Source organism: Natronosalvus rutilus (assembly GCF_024204665.1).
Lineage (GTDB): Archaea > Halobacteriota > Halobacteria > Halobacteriales > Natrialbaceae > Natronosalvus > Natronosalvus rutilus.
The window spans coordinates 3,627,154-3,649,791 of sequence record NZ_CP100355.1 but is presented as its reverse complement, the minus strand read 5'-3'; the positions used below and the strand labels follow the sequence as shown (position 1 = coordinate 3,649,791).

The following is a 22,638-nucleotide window of genomic DNA, read 5'->3' as shown; positions in this document are numbered from 1 at the left end:
GTCACACTATAAGTGATTAGGTCTCCGCACCGGGGGCGCGAGTGGCGTCTCTCTTCTCGAGGTGAACGTTACAGTCGGAATCACCACTCCCCGCAGTTGGTTGCCGGTGACGAGGGAGACTCCATCGACGGAACATTGATGCACGTCACGCTGGTAACCGGTTGCATGCAGCCGGAGCCGCTGACCGACAGCCTTCGCGAGACGCTCGCCGTCTTCGACGGGTCGGACGAGCCGTGGACGACCCCCGAGGTCGCTGCGGTGCTCGATCTCGGTCGGCGAAGTACGTACGCCAGACTCGAACGGCTCGTGGAGCGAGACTGCCTCGAGACGAAGAAGGTCGGTGCGAATGCCCGTGTGTGGTGGCGGCCGACGCGGACGTCTGCCACCGACGAGACGCTCACCGACTGGCCGAGCGATAGCCCTGACGCGATCGAGACGCTCCTCGAATCGGTCGAGGAGACCGCCGTCTTCGCCCTCAGCGTCGACGGTGCGGTCCGGTTCTGGACGTCGGGCGCCGAGCGCACTTTCGGATACGAACCCGACGCGATCATCGGCGAGCATCTCTCGGTACTCCACACCGACGACGACCGCGAGGCGGGCGTTCCGGACCGTCACCTGAAGCGGACGTCCGAACGCGGCTTGATTCGGGACGAGGGGTGGCGCGTCTGTGCGGACGGGTCGCGATTCTGGGCGGCCGTCAAACTCGAGGCCGTTCGGGACGACGGTTCGCTCCGGGGGTACGCGGCGGTCGTCCACGACATTACCGACCGCCGCAAGCGCGAACGAGAGCTGCGCCAGGAGCGTGACCTCACGGAGCGGCTCCTCGAGACGGCGCCGGTCGGCCTCGCGGTCGCTCAAGCGGATGGGACGGTCGAACGGATCAACACTCGAGCGAGAAACCACCTCGACGTCGAGACCACCGAGGTCTCGAGACTCACCGTCGACGACTTCGACGTCGCAGGCCTCGACGGCAATCCGCTTACGGCCACGGACAATCCGGTATCGCGGGCGGTCGAGACCGGCGAATCGGTTTCTGATCGTCTCGTGACGCGCGAGGGCTCGGATGGAACGCGGCGGTGGATTTCGGTCACGGCTACGCCACTGCTCGAAGAAGGGATCGTTGAACGGGTCGTGATCGCCGGGCGGGACGTCTCGCGTCTCAGACGAAAGCAACGCCAGCTCGAGCGCCAGCACGAGGAGTTGCGAACCGAACTCGACGAGGTGTTCGAACGGATTAGCGACGGGTTCATGGCGGTCGACGAGCGGTGGGAGTTGACCTACCTCAACGACACTGCGGCAGCCATGTTCGACCGGAACGAGGAGGGCCTCCTCGGCGAACCGATATGGGAGGCGCTCCCCGGCCTCTCCGGGACCGACTTCGAAGTCGCCTACCGCGAGGCGATGGAAACGCAGGAACCGACCGTCGTTGATGCCTATTATCCGCCATTCGATGCCTGGTACCGCGACGTCGCCTACCCGTCCGAATCGGGACTGTCGATCTACTTCCAGGACATCACGGAGCGAAAGGAGGCCGAAACGGCGCTCCGTGACAGCGAAGAACGCCTCCGTCTCGCGCTCGAGGCTGGCGAACTGGGCGCCTGGGAACTCGACCTGCAGACCGAAGCCTCCCCCGAGCGGTCGCCTCGCCACGACCGCATCTTCGGCTACGAGGACCCCGTCGACGATTGGAGCTTCGAGCGTTTCCTCGAGCACGTTCACCCGGCCGACCGCGACCGCGTCGAACGACAGTTCGAGGCCGCGTTCGAGAGCGGCGAGTGGTCGTTCGAGTGTCGCATCCTCGGTGCGGACGGCGAACTGCGCTGGATCAGGGCTCGCGGCGAGTTTTTCTTCGAGGACGGCGACCCGGTTCGCGCGGTCGGCGTCGTCGCCGACGTCACGGATCGAAAGGAGCGCGAGCGGGAACTCGAGCAGTACGAACGCGCCGTCGAAACGATCGACGATGGCGTCTACATCCTCGACGACGACCACCGGGTCAAGATGGTGAACGACGGGTTCTTGTCGATGACGGGGTACGACCGGGGGAAACTCGTCGGAGAACCCGCCGAAACCGTCTTCAGTCCGGAGTCCGTCGACCTGGCGGACGAGAAACAGACCGAACTGGAGTCGGGCGATCGGGAGTTCGCCGTCCTCGAGGAGGTTATCCACCGGGCCGATGGCACCTCGATAGACGTCGAGAGCCGATTCGAGGTGTTCGAGTTCGACGACGGGTCGACCGGACGCGTGGGGACCGTTCGAGACATCAGCGAGCGCGTCGAACGCGAACGGGAACTCGAGGAAGTGCGCCGTCGCTACCGGACGCTCGTCGACCACTTCCCCAACGGTGCAGTCGCCCTCGTCGACGAGGACCTCCGCTACGTCACCTTCGGCGGGACGCCAGAAGGAACGACGGACGTGACCAGAGGCGCCCTCGAAGGCGATCTGCTCGAGGACGCACTTCCCGAGCAGATCGCCGAGGTCGTCGTCCCCCGCTACGAGGCCGCACTCGAGGGCGAAGGCGCCACGTTCGAGGAGACGGTAGACGACCGCGTCTATCAGTTTTTCTTCGCGCCCGTTCGAGACGCCGACGGCGACGTGTTCGCTGCCATGGGAATGTCCCAGGACATCACGGAGCGAAAGCGCCACGAGAATCGGCTCGAGGCGCTGTACGAATCCTCGCGCAGGTTCCTCACCGCCGACACGGCGTCGGCCATTGGTAAAACTCTGACTGAAACGGCCCAGGAGGTCCTCGATCTCCCCGGTATCGTGGTCTACGACTACGACGACGACCGCAACCGACTCGTTCCTGGTGGTTCCTCCGCCGAATCCGGGTTCATGCGTGACGACTTTCCGGTCGTTTCGCTCGACGAGAGGAGCCTCACGGGTCACGTGTTCGATTGCGGCGAGAACCGCTATTACGAGAACGTCCTCGAGTCGCCGTTCCTGCAGGTATCACCCGAGGAAACCGAGATGCGCGCCGGTCTCTTCGTCCCGCTTGGATCGGAGGGGGTGCTCATCGCCGGCTCGCGAGAGGTCGACGGGCTCGATGCGAGCACTCGTCGGCTGGTGGCGTTACTGGCGACAAACGCCGAGGCGGCCTACGAGCGGGTGAACAACGAACGCGCGCTCAAGCGCCAACACGAGCAACTCGCGGCCCTGAACAGCCTCAACGAGGTCGTCAGGGAGATCACCGACGCCGTCATCGACCAATCCACGCGCGAAGAGATCGAGGCGACGGTCTGTGAGCACCTCGCCGAATCCGACTCGTATCTGTTCGCTTGGATCGGCGACGTCGACACCACTCAGACGGTGAACCTGCGGACCGAAGCCGGCGTCGACGGGTACCTCGACGGCGTCACGATCACCGTCGATGCCGACGACGACCGGAGCGAGGGGCCCACCGGTCGGGCCCTCCGAACGGGCGAGATCCAGACGACGCAGGACATCGATACCGACGCTCGCTACGACCCCTGGCGTGACCGCGTCGAGCCCTACGGTTTCCGATCGTCAGCGGTCGTCCCGATCGTTCACGAGGGAACGGTGTACGGCGTCCTGAACGTCTACGCGGAACGAGCGAATGCGTTCGAGGGCCAGGAGTGCGCGCTGATCGGCCAACTCGGCGAAATCGTCGGACACGCGATTGCCGCTGCCGATCGGAAACAGGCCCTCATGAGCGACGAACTCGTCGAACTCGAGTTCCGGATTCAGGACATCTTCGCGACGGTCGAGGCACCCGTCGAGACGGCGGGAACGATCACGCTCGACCAGGCGGTTCAGATCGAAGACGACGAGTACCTCGTCTACGGCACCGCGACGCCGGACGCAGTCGACGGCGTGGCCGGCCTCACCGAAGCCATCCCCCACTGGAAGGACGTAACCTTCCGCTCGGCGGGCTCTCCGACGGGATTCGTGCTCCGCTTGTCTAGCCCACCGGTGCTCTCGGTGGTCGCCTCCCTCGGCGGTGTCGTCGAACGGGTCGTCATCGAAGACGGCGACTATCGGATGACAATCCACCTCGCCCCGACCGTCGACGTGCGACGGGTGATCGACGCCGTCGAGGCGTCCTACCCGAACGTCGAAATGGTCAGAAGGAGACAGATTACCCGACCTCACGACGACCCGCAGCGTATCCAGCGCCAGCTCGTCGCGGACCTCACCGACCGACAGCGCGCCGCCCTGAACGCCGCCTATCACGCGGGCTACTTCGAGTGGCCGCGCGAATCGTCGGGCGAAGACGTCGCGGCGTCGCTGGACGTGGCGCCCCCGACTTTCCATCAGCACCTCCGAAAGGCCGAACGGAAAGTGCTCGATTCGCTGTTCTCGAACGAGGTGCAGGCCGAAGGGTAACCGACCTCGAGAGGAGTGTGGAGCCGCGAGCGGGTCGATGGGTTCGAGTGAAACAGCGGCCGGTTGCCGGAATACTCGGCGGCCAACCACCGGAATACACGACCGCCCGTCGCTGGTATACACGACGACTGCGCTCGAGCCAGAACGAGAGTCAGAACCAGAGCAAGAACGAGAACGAAAACACGGACTTGATCAGAGATACGACGCGTCCCAGCGCGTCGCCTTCCGCCGATTGTCACAGCTGTTACAGATGATCCGTCCCATCGAATCCATCGCATTGTCCAGCGAGTCACAGTTGCCACAGAACCAGCCGTATCGCTTGCTCGCCGTCTCGTTCGCATACACCGTGTAGAAGGGTGCCTTCGATCCGCGCGCCGGTTCCCCGTAGCTCACGTAGCGCGTCTGCCCGTCGTCATCGATCGTCTCGAGCGCGCGCCAGGTGTCGTCGTCGTGGTCGCTCTCGACGTAGACGTTCTCGGTGTGGGTCTCGTCCCCGACCTCGAGTTCGCGGGAGCCAACTCGATCGAACCCGTGGGTGGCGTAGAACTCGTTGCCGACTTCGTTCGCTTCCAGGACGACGCCCTGAATCTGTTCCGCCCCGGCGTCGAGGAGGGCCTCGCGCGTGCGAGCCAGCAGCCGCGGGCCGATTCCGCTCCCGCGGTGGTCCGGATCGACGTGAATCCACTCGATGCGCCCGACGCTGTGATTCTCGCCGACGAGTTCGCTCTGGGAGAACCCCACGGTCTCGCCGTCGTCCTCCGCGACGACGTACACCTCGTGTTCGCGTTCGACCGCGTCCTCGAGGTCGTCGCCGTACCAGTTCCCGACGGCCTCGTCGATAGTTTCGTCGTCCAGAAAGTGGGTGTAGGACTCGGCGAGCGAGTGCTGTGCGACCGACCGGATTATGTCGCTGTCCGCGGACGTGGCTTCGCGTAGGTCCATACCCGCCGCTACCACGGCCTCCTAGAAAACTTCTTGCTCGAGTGACGGCGCGCGAAGGTGTTGGAGAGCGGTCCGACACTAGGAATTTGGAGATCGGTTCGTCAATAGACGCGATCGCCGCGGGCCGAAGTAGGTCACACCAGTTATACCGATCCCCCTCTTCTTGCCGACTATGAGCGAGGATCGCGCCGACTCGAGTTCGGCCGACGGCGGGCCCGGCGAGGACGTGTTCACCTACAACGGTGGACGCGTCGACCCGGGTGAGTCGGCGAACATTCGATACGGAATCAGCGAGACATACCTCGGCGATCCGGTCCGCATCCCCGTGACGGTCATCAACGGCACCCACCCGGGACCGACGGTCTTCCTGTCGGCGGCGGCCCACGGCGACGAACTGAACGGCATCGAGGTCGTCCGCGAGGTGGCCCACGATTGGAACCACGCCGACCTCCACGGGACGCTGATCTGTCTCCCCGTGATGAACGTCCCGGGCTTCCTGGCCCAGGAGCGGTACCTGCCGATCTACGACCGGGACCTGAACCGGTCGTTTCCCGGCCGGGAGGACAGCACCAGCGCGCGGCGGATGGCTCACCGGATTTTCACAAATTTCATCGAGCCCTGCGACCTCGGAATCGACTTTCACACGTCAACCCGCGGCCGAACGAACATGCTCCACGTGCGGGCGAATATCGACGACGCCGACGTCGAACGGCTCGCGAAGGCGTTCAGTTCCAACGTCATCATCGCCGGGCAGGGGCCGTCCGGCACCCTCCGCCGGGAGGCGACCGACGCCGGGGTCCCGACGATCACCGTCGAGATGGGGGAGGCTCACCGCTTCCAGCGACAGCTCATCGACCGGTCGCTCACGGGCGTCGCGAGCGTGCTCGCGGAGTTCGGTCTCCACCCCGACTCTTCGGTCCACTGGCCCGGCTGGCGCGTAATCATCGACGACGCGGGCGAGAAGACCTGGCTCCGGGCCGACGCCGGCGGCATCGTCGACATGAAACACTCGAGCGGCGACCTTGTCCGGGAAGGGGAGACGATCTGTGCGATCACCAACCCGTTCAAGGAAGAAGACGTCATCGTCACGGTCGAAGCGCCGTTCACGGGCCTGCTCGTGGGCGTCCTCGAGAATCCAGTGGTTTACCCCGGCAATCCGCTGTGTCACCTCGTCAAACTAGACGACACCATCTTGCACGCCCTCGAGCGCGAAATCGAACGACAGGACCCATTCTTAGAGACCCTCGAGTAGCCGCTGCTCGGGCGCACCCGAACGTATTCGGTTTCTCGAGCGCACCCGAACGTATTCGGCCCCTCGATCGAACCGGCGCGAATGGCGCCAGACGACCCGCCGCTCGCGGCGGGCGACACGGCAGGATAAAAGTAACTTCTATAGCCCCACAGTCCAACCCTCGAGATGAGCGCATGAGTCAGTCTTACAATCGCGGCCTCATCGAGGACTTCGGTCGCTGGAAGGAGTTCTCGGCTGGGATGTGGGCGTGGATCTTCCACAAGTTCACCGGGTGGATCCTGATCGGCTACCTGTTTACCCACATCGCGGTGTTGAGTAGCGCCATTTCGGGAGAACAAGCGTACAACAACACCCTCCAGGGACTCGAAGCACTGTTCCTCGTCCGATTGCTCGAGGTCGGCCTGCTGGCGGTCGCCGTCTTCCACATCCTCAACGGGATCCGCCTGCTGATGGTCGACCTGGGCGTCGGCCTCGAGGCCCAGGACAAGACGTTCTACCTTTCCTTGCTCCTCACGGGCGCGATTACGGTCGCGAGCGTCCCGACGTTCATGACGGAGGTGGGCTTCTAATGGCGGAACGCTACTCTTCCTTCGCGCCGGGCGGGACCGCGTGGTTCCTCCAGCGCGTCACGGCGGCGTTCCTGATCGTCGTGTTAGCCTTTCACTTCTTCCTCTTGCACTTCGTCAACCACGCCTGGGAGATTGAGTTCGCCGGCACCCAACAGCGCATGGAGAACGTCGGCTACTTCCTCACGATGGTCCTGTTCCTGATCACGGCCACGTTCCACGGCGTCAACGGCGTCTACAACGCGCTGGTCAATCAAGGACTGACCGGCACGTCGAAGAAGGTCGTCCTCGCGATCCTCGTGATCGCCGGGGGCGCACTGATCGCCCAGGGAATCTGGGTCGCACTCGTCATGCAGGGGTTCATGTAACATGAGTACGCAACAGCAAGAACAACAGAGCGAACCGGACGAACCGGAGACACAGGAGGTACCGGCCGACCAGGAGATGAGCGGCCTGACCTCGCCACAACAACAGCGACTCCAGCGCAAGGATTCTGCGCGAGTCGACCGCGAACGGGCTGCCGAGACCGAGGACTTCGAGGAGGACTCCGTCCACCTCAAGGTGTTCCGGTACGACCCCGAAGTCGAGGCCAAGCAGGAACCGCGCTTCGACGACTTTCACGTCCCCTTCACGAAGGGGATGACCGTCCTCGACGCGCTCATTTACGCGCGCGACGAGTTCGACTCCTCGCTCACGTTCCGCCACTCCTGTCGCCAGGCGGTCTGTGGTTCCGACGCCTTCTTCGTCAACGGCCGCCAGCGCCTCGGGTGTAAGACGCAGATCTCGGCGCTCGAGCAGCCGGTTCGCGTCGAACCCCTCCCTCACCAGGAGGTCGTCAAGGACCTGGTCGTCGAGATGGAGCACTTCTACGAGCAGATGCACGCCGTCGAGCCGTACTTCCAGCAGGAGGACCTGCCCGACGGCGACCTCGAGGAGCAACGCCAGACTCGCGAGAACCGCGAAAAGATCAAGATGTCCAGCCGGTGCATCTGGTGTGCAGCGTGTATGTCCTCGTGTAACATCGCCGCCGGCGACAACCAGTACCTCGGTCCCGCGGCCATCAACAAGGCCTACAAGTTCGCGATGGACGACCGCGAGGACGAGGAGATCAAGGAGCACCGACTGCGCATCCTCGAGCAGGAACACGGCGTCTGGCGCTGTCAGACCCAGTTCTCCTGTACGGTGGTGTGCCCGAAGGACATCCCGCTCACCGAGCACATTCAGGAGCTCAAGCGTGAAGCGGTCAAGAAGAACCTGAAGTTCTGGTAACCGAAATCATGTACGAACACGACGTCATCGTAGTCGGCGCCGGCGGTGCCGGCCTCCGAGCGGCGGTCGCAGCGCACGAGGCGGGAGCAGACGTGGCCATGGTCACGAAACTCCACCCGGTCCGCAGCCACACCGGAGCGGCCGAAGGTGGCATCAACGCGGCCCTTCGGGAGGGTGACGACTGGGAACTCCACGCCTACGACACCATGAAGGGGTCGGACTACCTGGGCGACGCCCCGGCCATCGAGACCCTCGCCAAAGACGCCCCCGAGGACACGATCAAACTCGAGCACTGGGGGATGCCCTTCTCCCGCGAGGACGACGGCACGGTCTCCCAGCGGCCGTTCGGCGGCCTCTCGTTCCCGCGAACGACCTACGCGGGCGCCGAGACCGGCCACCACCTGCTCCACACGATGTACGAGCAGGTCGTCAAGCGCGGCATCCAGGTCTACGACGAGTGGTTCGTGATGAACCTCGCCGTCAGCGACGAACCCGACCCGAACGACCGGACTTGCCACGGCGTCGTCGCCTACGACGTTCAGTCCGGCGAGATCCAGGGCTTCAAGGCCCGCCAGGGCGTCGTCCTCGCGACCGGCGGCCCCGGCCAGGCGTTCGATCACACCACCAACGCCGTCTCCTGTACGGGTGACGGCCAGGCGATCGCCTACCGCGCGGGCGTCCCGCTCGAGGACATGGAGTTCGTCCAGTTCCACCCGACGACGCTCCCGAGCACGGGCGTCCTCATCTCCGAGGGGGTCCGCGGCGAGGGCGGTATCCTATACAACGAGGACGGCGAGCGATTCATGTTCGAACACGGCTACGCGAACAACGCCGGCGAACTCGCGAGCCGCGACGTCGTCTCCCGCGCCGAGTTGACCGAGGTCAACGAGGGCCGTGGCGTCAACGACGAGTACGTCCACCTCGACATGCGTCACCTCGGCGAGGAGCGCATCCTCGACCGCCTCGAGAACATTCTGCACCTGGCTGAGGACTTCGAGGGCGTCGACGGCCTCGTCGAACCGATGCCGGTCAAGCCCGGTCAGCACTACGAGATGGGCGGCATCGAGACCGACGAGAACGGCCAGACGTGCATCGACGGCCTCTACGCCGCCGGCGAGTGCGCCTGCGTCTCCGTTCACGGTGCGAACCGCCTGGGCGGGAACGCGCTGCCCGAACTCATCGTCTTCGGCAAGCGCGCGGGCGCCCACGCCGCCGGCGCGGACCTCGGCGAAGCCGAGATCCAGACCGGTTACGGCGACGACGTCGAGGACGAGACCGACGCCGACCTCCCCGTGACGCCCGGCGAGGCGGGGCTCGATCCCGCCGGTGCCAGCGAGAGCGAGGACGTCGCCGCCGACGGCTCCGGCCAGGTGACCGACGCCGACGGCCTCCTCGAGCGAGCCGTCGAGGTCGAACGCGACCGCGTCGCGCACCTGATGGGACGCGACGACGGCGTCAAACACGCCGACATCCGCGCGAAACTGCAGAAGGCGATGACTCGGGACGTGAACGTCTTCCGCGAAGAAGAGGGCCTCAAACGCGCCCTGAAGGCGATCAAGGAGTGTCGCGAACTGTACCAGGACGTCTACGTGGAGGATCCTTCGCGAACGTTCAACACGGACCTGCAGATGACCTACGAGACGCGCAACTTGATCGACGTCGCCGAGACGATCGCGCTGGGCGCGCTCGTGCGCAACGAGTTCCGCGGCGCCCACTGGCGCCTCGAGAACCAGGTCCGCGACGACGAGAACTGGCTCAAGCACACGCTGATCTCCTGGAACGGCGGCAAGCCGTCGATCTGGTACCGGCCCACGATCCTCGAGGGCGAGGACAAGACCTACGAGCCGAAGGTTCGCAGTTACTGATCGGCTTTCGACTCGCCTCTGCGGTTATACCCTTCTCGCTCGACGACGGTATCCAGGACGCTATCGAAACCGGGGATTTGCACTCGACTTCGACCTCGGCTTCGACTCCGACCTGCTGCTACGGACTCGGTGCTCCCGTTTCCGGTTCTGGCCGCTCGCCCAGCGTGACGCTAACCGTCTCCTCCTCTCCGCCGCTACGCACGGTGAGCGATATCTCGTCCCCGGGTTCCGTCTGGGAGACGAGGTAGCCAACGAGTTCTTCGCCGCTCCTGATCGGCTGATCGTCGATCGCGACGATCACGTCGCCGCCGACGGGGACGACGGTCCCGTTGACCGTCTCGCCCTCAGTGGTTCCCTCAAGTACCTCGGCCGCAGGTCCGTCGGGAACCGTCTGGTGAACGTAGGCGCCGGTAGTCGACTCGAGGTCGTTCGCCGCCGCCAGTGACGGGGAGACGTCGACGGTCGACACGCCGAGGTACGGGTGGGCGTACTCGCCGGTCTCGATCAGGGATGGGGCGACCCGCTCGAGCAGATGAGCGCCGATAGCAAAGCCGATGTTTTCCCCGCCCCCGGCCCGGTTGACGCCGACGACCTCGCCGTCGCAGGTGATGAGCGGACCGCCGCTGTTACCCGGGTTGATCGGTGCGTCGGTCTGGATCGCGTTCGGGATGGTAAAGCCTTGCCGGAGCGGCATCGATCGATTGACTGCGCTGACGATTCCCTCGGTGATCGTCCCCTCGAGGCCGAACGGGCTACCGAACGCGGCGACGCGTTCACCCGGGGGCGGGAGTTCAGACGCGACGGGTAGCACCTCTGCCGACTTGGGGGGACTGGAGACGGCGACGACCGCGAGATCGCTGTAAACGTCCGTACCGACGACCTCGCCGTCGCGAGACTCGCCGTATTCGAACTCGACGGTCACGTTGGTCTGGTCCGTGACGACGTGCTGGTTCGTCACGACGTAGATCGTCTCGTTTCCGTCGGCCGTGGCGTTCGATTCGGCGTAGACGAACCCGGATCCGAGTCCGCCACCGCCGCCACCTCCGGGGGCCTCACCGTCGGTCGCGTTCGCCGGTCGAACCTGGACCTGGACGATTCCGGGCGTCGTCTCCTCGTACAGCGAGACGTAGTCGCAGGTCGCCTCCGATTCGTTCCGTTCGTCCTGGACCTCCAGTGGGAGTGCTGCGGCGGCGTCAGCATCCCTCTCTGAATCTGAGATGCGTTCGCTCGTCAGTCCACTCGTGGGGGCCGCGAATGCGATGAGCGCCGTCACCACGACGAGTGCTACGACGACGCTTCGTACGGTAGATAGCATACCGGTGAGGATACAGGGGGACGAATAAACCGACACGACCGTTTCACCGGAACGGTACCTTCACGATCAATTTCGCCGGACGGATCTCCGAAGTCGAAGCAGGGAACGTGCTAACCGGTCATTTCGACGGTGTGCTTTCGCGGAAATTTAACGGCGCTGAATCACCCATTGCGCCCTCCTCCCGCGGTAATTGGGACTTGTGGTGACCGAACGCTCGACGAAGACGCTAGCGATGACGGGCTCGAGGGTGGGGTGGGGGGGGGGGGGCGACGGGCCGAAGGTTCACCGCTACCGATCTGTTTCGTTCTGTTTTTCCTCGAGGCGGTCGCCCTGGTCACCGGTCGCTGGATCGGTACCGTCGGCATCCGGTTTCGCGCGGCGTGCAACTCGAGCTAGCCGAGAATTATCGCCACGTCGCCCTCGATATCGGTGGGTCACGCGACGATCATCGAACGGTACTGATAACTTCACACCGGCCAGTATACGGGTCATGGATGAGACGCCGGCAACCGAGAGGGCGCTCCATCTCGCGTCCTGGGAGGATCGTTTCTGGGCGTGGCTGATCGACGTACTCATCGTAGGTGCGGCCCTCTCCGGTCTGGGCGAAGCGGTCGGGACGCTCTCGCTCGTCACCGGCGACCTGTCGTTTTCGCCCTCGTTTCTCGGCGTCAACGGCCTCGGAATCTGGCTCTACTGGACCGCCCTCGAGGGGTACAACGGTCAGTCAGCCGGCAAGCTCGTAATGAACATCGCGGTCACCGACGAGCGTGGCGACCCGATCGACTACCCCACGGCGGCGCTCGAGAGCTTTGGCAAGGCGTTCTTGCTCCCGCTCGACGCGCTGATCGGCTGGATCGCCATGGAGGGCGAGTACGTGCGGCTGTTCAACAGGTTGTCCTCGACGATCGTCGTCGAGGCTCCCAAGGAAGACGAACCCGCGGGCGTGACGTACGTTCCGCCCGAGTGATCCGAGACGCGACCGGCCCAGGTGAGTCGAGGCGCGACCGTCGCCATCCCGACGCGATTTTGCCCCTCGAGCACCAGCGGTAGCGTATGAGTGGCGTCCGTTTCGTCGAGCGCAGTCGTGGACTCGAGGTCGAGCGCGAGTACGGAGACGAGTGCGGAATCCGCGGATCGGCTAACCGGGTGCGACCATGAGTGGCCCGCGCCGACGACCGCGCCAAACCGGCGACGTGTCGGGCGGTCGCCGCCTCAAACTCGGATTTTTACTGCTCGTCGCCCTCTCGGGGGCCACGATGGCATTTCAGGGTGGTGCGTCGCTTCCGGTCGTCGCCCTCGCGACCCTCATCGGTGGGCTGGCGGGCGGCGCGCTGCTGTGGTACGTGTCCTGGATTACGCGGTGAACTCGAGGCTCTCAGTTCAGGACTGCCGGCAATTCACCACGAGTCACCACGGCTCGCCAGACGCCAGGTCGATCTCGCTGTCCCCTTTCTCCGACGGACAGATGTCGGCGAGGACGCACGCCTCGCAGTCGGCCGACCGGGCCGAACACACCGCGCGCCCGTGATCGATGCAGAGGTGGGTGAACTGCTGCCAGTATCCGTCGGGAACGATCGCCATCAGATCCTGCTCGATTCGCTCGGGGTACTCCTCCTCGGTCAGCCCGAGTCGTCGCGAGAGTCGCTGGACGTGGGTGTCGACGACGATCCCCTCAACCACGTCGTGCCCGTGCTGGAGGACGACGTTCGCCGTCTTGCGACCGACGCCGGGGAGATCCGTAAGTTCGGCCATCGTGTCGGGGACCTCACCGTCGTGTTCGTCGACGATTTTCTCACAGGCGGTACGGATGTACTTTGCCTTGTTGTTGTAGTACGTAATCGAACTGAGAGCGTCGGCGAGTTCCTCCTGGGGCGCGTTCGCGTAGTCCTCCGGTGTCTCGTATGTCGCGAAGAGTTCCTTCGTCTCCTGGTTGACGCGCTCGTCGGTACACTGCGCCGAGAGGATCACCGCGATCAGCAACTCGAGGCGGTTCGAGTACCGAAGTGAGATAGTCGAGTCGGGGTACTCGTGCTCGAGGCGGTCGACCACCTCGGCGGCCTGCTCCTGGCGAGTCTCGAGAGGGGTTCCCATCGCCTGGGAGTTTCGAGAGCGACCATTTCAGGCGTTCGGTTCCGCGATGACGAGTTGCAGAAATGCAAACTGAGGGACACTCTTATCATCCTCCACTTCGAGTCTCTCGAAAAGGCTCCGGGGGGAGTCCACCAGGTGAGCGGGCCACCTGGCACGCGACAGACGGGGAAACTCAGGTCATGACCGAAGCAAACGAACCACTCACGATTCCGGACGAACCGTACGACAGATTCGGCGACGACTTGCTCGACGCCCTGCTCGCCCAGCTCAGCACGGACGAGGGCGGGGCCAGGCGGGATGCGCTCAGGCGGGCCCTGAACATCGATACCGCCACCAGCAACGAGGTCCGCCTCGAGCACGTCGAGTCGTCGCTGACCGAACTCGAAGCGTACACCGACGCCATGCGCGAGTTCTTCGACGAGAATGGGACCGCCGATGACGTCCTCGAAGCGGTCCAGGACGGTCTCGAGGCAGCCAGAACGGACCTCGAGGCGCTCGAGTCCAACGTCACCGACCTCGGGGCGTCGGACGAGGTACTCGAGGAGCGCGTCGACGGACTCGAGGAGACGCTCGAGCGCCTCGACTCCCGCCTCGAGTACGTCGGGACGGAGACGGCGGAACTCCGTGGCGACTTCGAGGCCGCGCGGGACTCGCTCGAGGATTCGGTCGCCGAGATCGGTGCGACCACCGACACCCTCGCCGACGGCCTCGAGGCCCAGTTCGAGACCGTCCAGAACCTCGATGCGCGTCAGGAGGATCTGACGGACCGACTCGACTCGATCGCCGCCCAGCGGGAGGCCGACCGCACGGCGCTCGAGGCACGGATCGACGAGCGGGCGGACGAACTCGAGGAGCGAATCGACGCCGTCGAACGGCACGTCGACGATCGGCTGGCGTCGCTGCGCGAGGACCTCTTCGCGGAACTCGAGTCGGTGGACGCCTCGCTGACCGAGGACGTCGAGGAACTCGAAACGCACGTGAGCGACCTCGAGAAATCCGTCGACGATTCGATCGCCGACGTGCGGACGGCCGTCGCGGACGACCTCGACTCACTCGAGTCCGACCTCGGAACGTTCGAGACGGCGACCGACGAGCGGATCGACGACCTGCGGTGCGCGCTCGAGACCGACCTCGACGACCTCGAGGGACGGGTCGACGAACTCGAGGCGACGGCGGCCGAGGCCGAGGAGTGGCGCCAGTCGTTACAGCACGCGTTTCAGTGAGCGAGGCGTCGGTCGGGACGGCTACGAACGAGCGCACTCGGCGACCACACCGATGCCGTGACCTTTAAGCGGTCGTCACACACCTGTGGGGGTATGAAAGCGACGGCGATGGCCCACCCCATCCAGGGCCTGATCAAGTACCACGGGATGCGCGACGACATCGAGCGACTCCCGTATCACGACAGCATCAGCGTCTGCACCGCCCCGAGTCACACCCGCACCACCGTCGAGTTCTCGATGGACTACGACGAGGACGTCTACGTCGTCGACGGCGAGGAACTCGAGGGACGGGGCTTCGAGCGTCTCGAAGCCGTCGTCGACAAGGCCCGCAATATGTCAGACGCGGCTCACACCGTCTACCCGGTTCGCATCGAGAGCGAGAACAGTTTCCCCTCCAACGTCGGCCTCGGCTCGTCGTCGTCGGGCTTCGCGGCCGCGGCCCGTGCCCTCGCGGAGGCCGCCGAGCTCGACGCCTCCCTGCAAGATATCTCGACCATCGCCCGCGTGGGTTCGGCCTCGGCCGCCCGGTCGGTGACGGGGGCGTTCTCCCAACTTTATACCGGGATGAACGACGAGGACTGTCGCTCTCGGCGCGTCCCGAGCAACCTCCACGAGGATCTGAAGATCGTCGTCGGGCTCGTCCCCTACCACAAGGAGACCGAGGATGCCCACGACGAGGCCGCCGACAGCCACATGTTCCAGGCGCGAAACGCCCACATCCACGGCCAGATCGCGAAGATGCGCGACGCGCTCCGAAACGACGACTTCGACCAGGCGTTCGAACTGGCCGAACACGACTCGCTTAGCCTCGCGGCGACGACGATGACCGGACCCGAGGGCTGGGTCTACTGGCAACCGGCCACCCTCGCCATCTTCAACACCGTCCGCGAACTCCGCGAGGAGGAAGGCATCCCGGCGTACTTCTCGACTGATACCGGCGCGAGCGTCTACGTCAACACCACTGAGGAACACGCCGAAACCGTCGAGGAGGCCATCGCCCAGACCGGCGTCACGACCACCACGTGGGACGTCGGCGGCCCCTCGCGGCTGCTCGAGGACGAAGACGACCACTTGTTCTAGAAACCAACCTTCTACACCCACCTTTTGCGCTGCGATCTAACGCGCTGACGCCAGCGTAGCTGGCGCACAGCGCGTCGTCCCTCGGCAAAAGCTGGACCAAAAGCACTCCTCGCCCCCGCTGGTCGCTCGTCGGCCCGCTCGCGGTGAACATCGGTGTACCGCCTGCCCTTCCCCGAGTCGCGAGAAGTCGCCGCTACGACGACTTCTCGCTCCCGGCCGTTCGTCTTTGTGACTAAATCACACGTGGTTCTCGCTCTCGCTCACAATTGCTCGAGATTGTTCGAAAACACCGGCGTCGCCACTCGTCTCCTCGAATTGAGCGACGAACTGTTACGGGTATGCGCTGCTATCGCGGCATCTCAACAAAATGGGGTGGTCTGATCGATCACGCTCGGGTGGTTCCGAACGACACCGCTCGGAGCGCCGCCCCCGTGAACAGGAGGACGATGAACGCGATGGCCAGCCACATGCCGACCTGCGTTCCGAGCGCCCCAGCGATGACCCCGAGCAGATCGACACCGAACGCTTGCCCGAGCGCAAACAGCACGATCGTCAGGCCGACGACGGCAACCGCCGTCTGCAACGCCGTCGAAGCGGCCCAGGCCCCCGCAGCGCTCTCGTCGCGACGCTCCGCGGGTGGTCGCTCCTCACGAGCAGTCGTGTCGGATCGATCGGCAGTGCGGTCTCGAGTCATCGGTCTAGTACCCCATCTGAGGCCACAAGACGGCTATACGTCAACGCTCACCCGGCAGGCGCATGCCGTACTTTATCTGGCGGGCAGAAATCGCCGACAAGCCAATCCGGGATTACCGGAAGAAAAGCGCGATTACGCCGCTCGAACGACTCACGTCCACTTGTCCAGTCCAGTCTGTGTGACGCTCTCCTCGATCCGTTCGAAACCGCGTTCGACTTCACCAGCGTCGACGCTCCACTCGTCGACCACGTAGGCGCGGGCCGCCTCGAGATCCGGGTCCAGGCTCGTGTCGAACTCGTAGTCGTCGGTGACGTCCGGGTCCCGGAAGAGCTGTCGAACCCGGTCGCCGTACTCGACGTGGTCGCCGCGGGCCTCGAGGACGCTCCAGAGGTCGCCGTGTTCGGCGATCTCTTTCAGGGCCGTCTTCGGGCCAATTCCGTTCACGCCCTTGTTGAAGTCCGTCCCGATCAGGATAGCCGCGTCGATGAGCTGTTCCTGCGTCAGGTCGTGTTTCGCGAGGGTCGCCTCGAGGCCCATCAACTCCGGATCGCCCTTGCTAGTCAGCTGTCGAAGCGTGTAGGGGGCGCCGAAGAGGAGCGCGTCGTAGTCCTCCGAGCCGACGTAGTCGGCGTCCCCGCGGCGGGCCATGTGCGCCGCCTGCGCCTCGCCCTCCGCGGGCGCCTCGACGATGGGCACGTCGAGCAACCGGAGCAGTTCGCGACTCGTCTCCTGGATCGTCGACGTCAGCCGCTGGGTTCGGGACTCGAGTTGGGCGATGGCGACCGTGTCACCCTCCTCGCGGGCGCGCTCGAGTTGGGCTTCGTAGGTTTCGCGCTGGTCGCGCCGGGATTCAATCTCGTTGGCTTTCAGTTCCGAGGGGCCGCCGTCGAAGACCATCACGGGGACGATGTCGTGTTCGAAGAACTTCGGCAGGCCCTGGACGATGCCGATCAGGTTCGCGACTTCGGTGCCGTCGGCGGTCGTGTACTTCCCGCTCGCGGTCCACTTGACGGTCGTCGTCAGGTACCGGTAGAGCCAGTTGTGGGCGTCGACGGCGACGACGCCCTCGACGTCCGAGAACGGAATCGACTCGATGACGGCGATGTCCCGGAGTGCTGCGTTTCCCATTGGGTGTTCTTGGAAGGAGAGGGATTTGAAACGTTCCCTCTTGATTTCGTCTGCCGACTTTCGTCCATCGTCCTCAGCAGGGACGAACGGATCTCCTCTCGGCTCACCCACGCTACGGCGAATCGATCCGCGAGGGCGGCCCCTCCTCGAGTCGGTGCTCTAGGAACGCGCGTTCGCCCTCGGAGAGGTCGCGCTCGAGGAAGCGTTCGAGGCCCCGGCGATATGTCTCCGTGGTCGCCCGCGTCGGGTGCTCGAGGACGAGTTCCGCGATGCCGGTAGTCTCGCCGGTGAACCCGAAGTCGGCCTTCCAGAGGGCGTCGTAGGCGTAGGGGTTGTTGACGGCGATCCGAAGGTGATCGTAGCCTCGCTCGAGGGCCGCGTCGCGGACGAAGGCGACGAGTTTCGGGCCAAGCCCCCGGCCGCGGTAGGCGCGGTCGACGGTTACGTACCGGAGCCAGAGCGACGAGGCGTCGGTCCGATCCTCGTTGAACGCGACGGCGGCGAGGACGTCGGTCGCGTAGGGCAGGTCGGCGCGTTCGCTCGAGTCGAGGTCGGCCAATTCGATCCCTGCGTCGGCGTCCTCGGACTCGTCGTCGCCTGCTCGAGTGCGCGCGACCGCTTTCCCGGTCGACGACATCACGAACTTGCCCGCGTAGCTGAACCGCTCGTGGTGAAGCCTGAGCGTGGGCCCGTCGGGCGGCCAGCCGAGCAGTTCGAGGGCGACCTGCGGTTCCTCGGGCATTGCGTACAATTCGCACGCCTCGCGGAAAAACCCGCGTGTTCGGTGAATCGAACGCTTCGCTCGAGCGTCGTCTCGTTCCGGATCGGGGGCGGGCGCAAGTTGTGAGTGGTCCGTGATCGTCGAGTTGGGCCCGACTTCAACGACGGGCGGTCGCCAGCCGTTCGCTTTTGCCGTCCTCTGTGCTAGCACACGCCATGAGTGCAAACACAGACACGACCAGCGGGTTCGGCGTCGGCGGGCGCATCGGTTGGCCCATCGGTGGCGCGATTGGCGGTGCTGTCGGCGCCGCCGCGTTCGGCCTGCTCGTCTGGTTCTTCAGCCCCGACGTCATCGAGGCGACGATACCGACGGCGTACGGCCTCGAGGCGGCTGGCGCGACCGGCTGGGCAATTCAGATTGCACACGGGGCCGTCCTCGGCCTGGTCTTCGCGTTCGTCGTGACTCGTCAGGCCGTTCTGGGGCTGCTCCGGACGGACGTCGAGACGGACGCGATCGCTCGAACCGGCCTGACGGGTCGCTTCGTCGCTGCGGGACTCGTCTTCGGCTTTGCCGTGTGGGCCATCCTCCCGATGCTCATCCTCCCCGTCTGGCTGAACGCCGTCGGAGCCGGCGAAACCACGCAGTTCTCCGCGCTCGCGACCAACGGCCTCGTCGGGCACCTCCTGTTCGGGACGGTCCTCGGTGCCGTGTTCGCGTTGCTGGTCGACGTGACCAATCGCACGTCGCAAGACGTGCTCGAGGAGTGATCTCGGCCGCTTACGACGCCGGCTCGAGGGTTACGGACTTCGTCTCGTAGTCCTCGACGAACGCGCCCTCCCCGCCGAGGGTGACGGTGCGGTTGTCGCCGTCCTCCCCCTCGCCCTCGTCCCCGTCGCCTCCCCCACCATCGGCGGCTTCGATCTCGACGATCAGCGCGTTCTCGACCGCGAACGTGTCCCTGGTCGGCTCGAGGAGGCTCTGTCTGACCCCGACGAGTCGCCCCTCGACGGTGGCATAGTCGTCCGTCCGAACGGGACGGGCCTCGGCGCTGATGGCGATCTCGCGGCCGTCCTCGAGGTGGAGCGTCGACTGCAAGACGGCGTGGCGGAAGTCAGTGTACGTTCGCGGGAGGTCGTCCGGGTTCGTGACGTACACCTGCTCGGCCATCGGCCAGTAGTTCCCGAAGAACGAGCCGACGATGATCGGCACGAGCTGGGCCTGCGAGATGGCGATCCCCTGCGTGCCCGCGTTCGAACGAACGAGCATCTCGTTCGGGGCGAACAGGCCGAGACGGCGCTCGGCGGTCACGATGAGCGGCGCGTTCTCTCCCCAGACTCTGACGACGCTCGCGATGCCCTCGAAGCGCTCGGCGGGGAGGGTGTCGTCGCCGGTCACGAGCAGGATGACCAGGACGCCGCGGTCGACCGTCTCCCGCAGTTCGTCTTCGACTTCCTCGAGCAGTGAGGCGGGGATCGAGAGGGTCACCTCCTCGGTGGCGCGCTCGAGCAGTCCTCTGATCCGCTTCATGATGGTCGTTCGGGTCTTGATGACCTCGAACTCCCGTTCCTGTTCGGAGACGTTGCCGTACCGGGTGGTGAGTTCGGGCTGGAGCGACTCGAGGTCGCTCGTGAGCGCTGCAACGACCTCCTCCGGCGGGTTCGCCCGGATCGTCGTCGGAACGACGTGGTCGATCACGTCGACGAAGCCCCGTTCGTCGAGCTTCTCGCTGACGCTGTAGACGTAGCGCTTCGAGACGCCCGCGTCCTCGGCTACCGTGCTCGCTTTCGCCTCCCCGTGCTCGAGAATAGTAAGATACGTGTCGATTTCCTTCTCCGACAAGCCCAGCTGCCGGAGGTTGTCCGCGACCGTCTCGTCGTCCATACGGACTGTTGGTCAGTCGGGTACAATGAGTGTTCTGCTCGGCGGTAGAGCGAACGAGGGTAGGAGGGGTGAGGGCCGGCCCGCAGCGCTTACGCCGTCTCGAGGACGACCACGTCGTCCACCGTAACCATCGTCTCGCTACCGTCGGTCTCGCAGTCGACGGAGTTCCCAGTGACGAGGTCGGTCGGATCGACCGCTGCGTCGAACGTGATCGTCGCAGGTACCTCGCCGAAATTCAGGGCCACGACGACGCGCTGGTCCTCGTGGTCCCGAGCGAACGCGACGGCCGCGTCGGTGTCGGCGTCGTACGCGAGGTCTCGAAGTGCCCCGCGGGAGAGCGCGGGTTCGGATCGGCGGGCGGCCACGAGCCGTCGGTGGAACGCCGTGGACTCGCCGTCGCCCTCCCAGGGCATCAGTTGACGGTAGCCGGTCGCCCCCCGCTCCTGGCCGTAGTAGAGCATGGGGACGCCGGGGAGCGTGAGGACCGCCGCGGCGGCCGCGCGCTGGGCGTGTGGGCCGCAGGTCTCGAGGTAGCGATCCTCGTCGTGGTTCTCGATGTAACGCATGTGGAGCGACCAGTCGGGGAACCCTTCACGATCCGGTGCCCGAGCGGCCTCGAGGATCGATTCGGCGGGCGCCTCGTCGTTTCCGACGTCGACCAGCGTCCAGTAGAGGGTGGTGTCGTAGTGAACGTCGAACTCGGCCTCGGCGTACGCCGGATCGCGGGGAATCGTCTCGTCGAGTAAGAGGAACTCGGGGTCCCGACCTTCGAGCCGGTCGTGGACCTCCTTCCAGAAGCCGTGAGGGACGCCCCAGGCGACGTCACACCGGTAGCCGTCGACCACGTCGGCCCACTCGTCGACGACGTCGAGCATGTACCGTCGAACCGCGAGCGAGTCGTAGTTGACGTTCGGGATGTTCCGCCAGTTGAAGTAGTACTGGGCGACCTCGGTGCCCCGGTCGGGGAGGTACCGTCGCGGGGGACCGTACTCGTCTCGGCCCTTCTCGAGGTCGTGCTCGGTGAGGTGGCTCTCCTCGAACGGCTCCCAGACGTACCAGTCGGCGTAGTCGTCGACCCCGGCGGCGCTCAGGTCGAAGTTCGCGTGCTCGCGGGCGGTGTGGTTGATCACGAGGTCGAAGACGACCCGAATGCCGGACTCGTGACAGCGCTCGACGAACGACTCGAACGCGTCTCGAGAGCCCAGATCCGAGGCCGTGTCGAAGTAGTCCGTCGTGTGGTAGCCGTGGGTCGTCGGGCTCTCGAGGACCGGTGTGAGCCAGACGCAGTCGACGCCCAGCGACTCGAGGTAGGGGACGCGACGTTCGAACGACTCGAACGTCCCCTCGTCGGTGAACGACCGAACGAACACTTCGTAGACGACGGCGTCGCGAATCCACGCCGGGGGGTCGTTCACGCGGTCGACAGACCCGTCAGGCGAGACGGCGACGCAGTCCGCGACGCTGTGACGTTCGCCGACGGCGACGGCGTGGACGCGAACCGGGTCGTCCACGGACTCGAGGGCCCGAAGCGGAAGACGGGCCTCGTGGCCGTCGACCTCGAGCACGCCGTCGTCCAGACCGTCCCGGTCGTCGACCAGGAACTCGACGGCCAGTTCGTCGTCCGTGAACTCGCTGCCGTCGCCGGTCGTCGCCTCGGCGCCGATCACGACTGCGTCATCCTCGACGCGGCCGTCGAGGCGAATCCGTGGGCGGGCGGGACCCGGAACCGTCGTCTCGGTCCAGACGTCGTGTTCGCTGCCCTCGCCGAGGACGAACCCATGGCGATGGTCGCCCGGCGGCAGTTCGACGTCGAACACGTAGGTGCCGTCCTCGAGCCTGGGCCGGTCGCGGCCGGCGAGGTGTTCGTTGAACGGCCCGATGACCGACACGTCCCCCGGGTTGTGGTCAGGGAGTTCGTCGCGCTCGAGTTCGAAGGTCGTCTCGCGACGAACGCCGGGAAACGCCCGGATGCGCTGGACGGCGGTGCCGTCGGGCCCGGCGCACTCGAACCGGTAGGTGCCGGGCACGTCGGGTTCGGCGTGCCCAACCGCGGTTTCGGGCGCTTCGAGGTCGCTCCCGTCCGGCTTCTCGAGGACACGCCACCGGTAGGTAGCTTTCGGATCGGGATCACGGGGGGCGAGTTCGACGGACTCGCCGACGGCGACGAAACGGGGTGGTCCGGGGTGTCGCATACCTACGCCATTTGAGGCCCCGCTCTTACGCCTTTGGTCTCCGGCCGATATCCGGCCGTCTCCGACCCGCCACGC

The 22,638-nt window shown here is 65.4% G+C and carries 19 protein-coding genes; 11 read left to right on the top strand and 8 right to left on the bottom strand.

What is annotated here, in order from left to right:
* Positions 1-165 precede the first annotated feature (165 nt).
* Positions 166-4,344, top strand: coding sequence for a PAS domain S-box protein (locus NGM29_RS17745; RefSeq protein WP_254158111.1), 4,179 nt, complete (start codon positions 166-168; stop codon positions 4,342-4,344).
* 192 nt (positions 4,345-4,536) lie between these two features.
* Here NGM29_RS17745 and NGM29_RS17740 read toward each other — a convergent pair whose 3' ends face one another.
* Entirely contained in the window at positions 4,537-5,286 is a 750-nt protein-coding gene (locus tag NGM29_RS17740) for a GNAT family N-acetyltransferase (protein WP_254158110.1), read from the bottom strand.
* 172 nt (positions 5,287-5,458) lie between these two features.
* Here NGM29_RS17740 and NGM29_RS17735 point away from each other — a divergent pair, with 172 nt between their 5' ends.
* The 5 genes from NGM29_RS17735 (at position 5,459) to NGM29_RS17715 (ending at position 10,238) form a co-directional block, all read left to right on the top strand.
* A complete protein-coding gene (locus tag NGM29_RS17735) occupies positions 5,459-6,538 on the top strand; it encodes a succinylglutamate desuccinylase/aspartoacylase family protein (protein ID WP_254158109.1) in 1,080 nt (359 codons plus the stop codon).
* A gap of 173 nt (positions 6,539-6,711) precedes the next feature.
* Positions 6,712-7,107, top strand: a complete 396-nt coding sequence (gene sdhC / locus NGM29_RS17730) for a succinate dehydrogenase, cytochrome b556 subunit (RefSeq protein ID WP_254158108.1) — start codon at positions 6,712-6,714, stop codon at positions 7,105-7,107.
* A complete protein-coding gene (locus tag NGM29_RS17725; protein ID WP_254158107.1) occupies positions 7,107-7,472 on the top strand; it encodes a succinate dehydrogenase/fumarate reductase transmembrane subunit in 366 nt (121 codons plus the stop codon). The genes sdhC and NGM29_RS17725 overlap by 1 nt, the downstream gene beginning before the upstream one ends.
* Before the next feature lies 1 nt (position 7,473).
* Entirely contained in the window at positions 7,474-8,373 is a 900-nt protein-coding gene (locus tag NGM29_RS17720) for a succinate dehydrogenase/fumarate reductase iron-sulfur subunit (RefSeq protein WP_254158106.1), read from the top strand.
* Positions 8,374-8,381: 8 nt separating this feature from the next.
* On the top strand, positions 8,382-10,238 hold the full coding sequence (locus tag NGM29_RS17715) for an FAD-binding protein (RefSeq protein ID WP_254158105.1): 1,857 nt from the start codon (positions 8,382-8,384) through the stop codon (positions 10,236-10,238).
* A gap of 118 nt (positions 10,239-10,356) precedes the next feature.
* Here the strand turns inward: NGM29_RS17715 and NGM29_RS17710 are convergent, their stop codons facing one another.
* Entirely contained in the window at positions 10,357-11,553 is a 1,197-nt protein-coding gene (locus NGM29_RS17710) for a S1C family serine protease (protein WP_254158104.1), read from the bottom strand.
* Between the two features lie 490 nt (positions 11,554-12,043).
* Here NGM29_RS17710 and NGM29_RS17705 point away from each other — a divergent pair, with 490 nt between their 5' ends.
* Together NGM29_RS17705 and NGM29_RS17700 are read left to right on the top strand one after the other, a co-directional pair.
* Positions 12,044-12,520 (top strand): RDD family protein, encoded by a 477-nt coding sequence (locus tag NGM29_RS17705; protein ID WP_254158103.1) that lies wholly within the window; start codon positions 12,044-12,046, stop codon positions 12,518-12,520.
* 187 nt (positions 12,521-12,707) lie between these two features.
* Positions 12,708-12,917, top strand: a complete 210-nt coding sequence (locus NGM29_RS17700; RefSeq protein WP_254158102.1) for a hypothetical protein — start codon at positions 12,708-12,710, stop codon at positions 12,915-12,917.
* A 43-nt stretch (positions 12,918-12,960) separates the two neighbouring features.
* Here the strand turns inward: NGM29_RS17700 and nth are convergent, their stop codons facing one another.
* Positions 12,961-13,644, bottom strand: a complete 684-nt coding sequence (gene nth / locus NGM29_RS17695; protein ID WP_254158101.1) for an endonuclease III — start codon at positions 13,642-13,644, stop codon at positions 12,961-12,963.
* A gap of 179 nt (positions 13,645-13,823) precedes the next feature.
* Here nth and NGM29_RS17690 point away from each other — a divergent pair, with 179 nt between their 5' ends.
* Together NGM29_RS17690 and mvaD are read left to right on the top strand one after the other, a co-directional pair.
* A complete protein-coding gene (locus tag NGM29_RS17690) occupies positions 13,824-14,867 on the top strand; it encodes a coiled-coil domain-containing protein (RefSeq protein ID WP_254158100.1) in 1,044 nt (347 codons plus the stop codon).
* Between the two features lie 93 nt (positions 14,868-14,960).
* Positions 14,961-15,947 carry a phosphomevalonate decarboxylase MvaD gene (mvaD, locus tag NGM29_RS17685; RefSeq protein ID WP_254158099.1) on the top strand — a complete coding sequence of 329 codons (987 nt, stop codon included), beginning with the start codon at positions 14,961-14,963 and terminating at the stop codon, positions 15,945-15,947.
* Positions 15,948-16,332: 385 nt separating this feature from the next.
* On the opposite strand, the gene NGM29_RS17680 is transcribed toward mvaD, so the two are convergent.
* From NGM29_RS17680 to NGM29_RS17670, 3 genes are all read right to left on the bottom strand, one after another.
* The gene (locus tag NGM29_RS17680; RefSeq protein ID WP_254158098.1) at positions 16,333-16,641 is read right to left on the bottom strand and encodes a hypothetical protein; all 309 of its coding nucleotides are present in this window, start codon (positions 16,639-16,641) and stop codon (positions 16,333-16,335) included.
* A gap of 150 nt (positions 16,642-16,791) precedes the next feature.
* Positions 16,792-17,769 (bottom strand): flap endonuclease-1, encoded by a 978-nt coding sequence (fen, locus tag NGM29_RS17675; protein WP_254158097.1) that lies wholly within the window; start codon positions 17,767-17,769, stop codon positions 16,792-16,794.
* A 112-nt stretch (positions 17,770-17,881) separates the two neighbouring features.
* Positions 17,882-18,511: a GNAT family N-acetyltransferase gene (locus NGM29_RS17670; protein WP_254158096.1), complete on the bottom strand. Its 630-nt coding sequence runs from the start codon at positions 18,509-18,511 to the stop codon at positions 17,882-17,884.
* Positions 18,512-18,705: 194 nt separating this feature from the next.
* On the opposite strand from NGM29_RS17670, the gene NGM29_RS17665 reads away from it, so the two are divergent.
* Entirely contained in the window at positions 18,706-19,257 is a 552-nt protein-coding gene (locus NGM29_RS17665) for a hypothetical protein (RefSeq protein WP_254158095.1), read from the top strand.
* Positions 19,258-19,267: 10 nt separating this feature from the next.
* Here the strand turns inward: NGM29_RS17665 and NGM29_RS17660 are convergent, their stop codons facing one another.
* Both NGM29_RS17660 and NGM29_RS17655 read right to left on the bottom strand, forming a co-directional pair.
* Positions 19,268-20,371, bottom strand: coding sequence for a TrmB family transcriptional regulator (locus NGM29_RS17660; protein ID WP_254158094.1), 1,104 nt, complete (start codon positions 20,369-20,371; stop codon positions 19,268-19,270).
* 89 nt (positions 20,372-20,460) lie between these two features.
* The gene (locus tag NGM29_RS17655) at positions 20,461-22,563 is read right to left on the bottom strand and encodes an alpha-amylase family glycosyl hydrolase (protein ID WP_254158093.1); all 2,103 of its coding nucleotides are present in this window, start codon (positions 22,561-22,563) and stop codon (positions 20,461-20,463) included.
* Positions 22,564-22,638: the final 75 nt, after the last annotated feature.

What these genes read in the sequence shown, in the direction of transcription:
- NGM29_RS17745 (WP_254158111.1), top strand. Translation starts at nt 166, where the DNA reads ATGCAGCCGGAGCCGCTGACCGACAGCCTTCGCGAGACGCTCGCCGTC.
- NGM29_RS17740 (WP_254158110.1), bottom strand. Translation starts at nt 5,286, where the DNA reads ATGGACCTACGCGAAGCCACGTCCGCGGACAGCGACATAATCCGGTCG.
- NGM29_RS17735 (WP_254158109.1), top strand. Translation starts at nt 5,459, where the DNA reads ATGAGCGAGGATCGCGCCGACTCGAGTTCGGCCGACGGCGGGCCCGGC.
- sdhC (WP_254158108.1), top strand. Translation starts at nt 6,712, where the DNA reads ATGAGTCAGTCTTACAATCGCGGCCTCATCGAGGACTTCGGTCGCTGG.
- NGM29_RS17725 (WP_254158107.1), top strand. Translation starts at nt 7,107, where the DNA reads ATGGCGGAACGCTACTCTTCCTTCGCGCCGGGCGGGACCGCGTGGTTC.
- NGM29_RS17720 (WP_254158106.1), top strand. Translation starts at nt 7,474, where the DNA reads ATGAGTACGCAACAGCAAGAACAACAGAGCGAACCGGACGAACCGGAG.
- NGM29_RS17715 (WP_254158105.1), top strand. Translation starts at nt 8,382, where the DNA reads ATGTACGAACACGACGTCATCGTAGTCGGCGCCGGCGGTGCCGGCCTC.
- NGM29_RS17710 (WP_254158104.1), bottom strand. Translation starts at nt 11,553, where the DNA reads ATGCTATCTACCGTACGAAGCGTCGTCGTAGCACTCGTCGTGGTGACG.
- NGM29_RS17705 (WP_254158103.1), top strand. Translation starts at nt 12,044, where the DNA reads ATGGATGAGACGCCGGCAACCGAGAGGGCGCTCCATCTCGCGTCCTGG.
- NGM29_RS17700 (WP_254158102.1), top strand. Translation starts at nt 12,708, where the DNA reads ATGAGTGGCCCGCGCCGACGACCGCGCCAAACCGGCGACGTGTCGGGC.
- nth (WP_254158101.1), bottom strand. Translation starts at nt 13,644, where the DNA reads ATGGGAACCCCTCTCGAGACTCGCCAGGAGCAGGCCGCCGAGGTGGTC.
- NGM29_RS17690 (WP_254158100.1), top strand. Translation starts at nt 13,824, where the DNA reads ATGACCGAAGCAAACGAACCACTCACGATTCCGGACGAACCGTACGAC.
- mvaD (WP_254158099.1), top strand. Translation starts at nt 14,961, where the DNA reads ATGAAAGCGACGGCGATGGCCCACCCCATCCAGGGCCTGATCAAGTAC.
- NGM29_RS17680 (WP_254158098.1), bottom strand. Translation starts at nt 16,641, where the DNA reads ATGACTCGAGACCGCACTGCCGATCGATCCGACACGACTGCTCGTGAG.
- fen (WP_254158097.1), bottom strand. Translation starts at nt 17,769, where the DNA reads ATGGGAAACGCAGCACTCCGGGACATCGCCGTCATCGAGTCGATTCCG.
- NGM29_RS17670 (WP_254158096.1), bottom strand. Translation starts at nt 18,511, where the DNA reads ATGCCCGAGGAACCGCAGGTCGCCCTCGAACTGCTCGGCTGGCCGCCC.
- NGM29_RS17665 (WP_254158095.1), top strand. Translation starts at nt 18,706, where the DNA reads ATGAGTGCAAACACAGACACGACCAGCGGGTTCGGCGTCGGCGGGCGC.
- NGM29_RS17660 (WP_254158094.1), bottom strand. Translation starts at nt 20,371, where the DNA reads ATGGACGACGAGACGGTCGCGGACAACCTCCGGCAGCTGGGCTTGTCG.
- NGM29_RS17655 (WP_254158093.1), bottom strand. Translation starts at nt 22,563, where the DNA reads ATGCGACACCCCGGACCACCCCGTTTCGTCGCCGTCGGCGAGTCCGTC.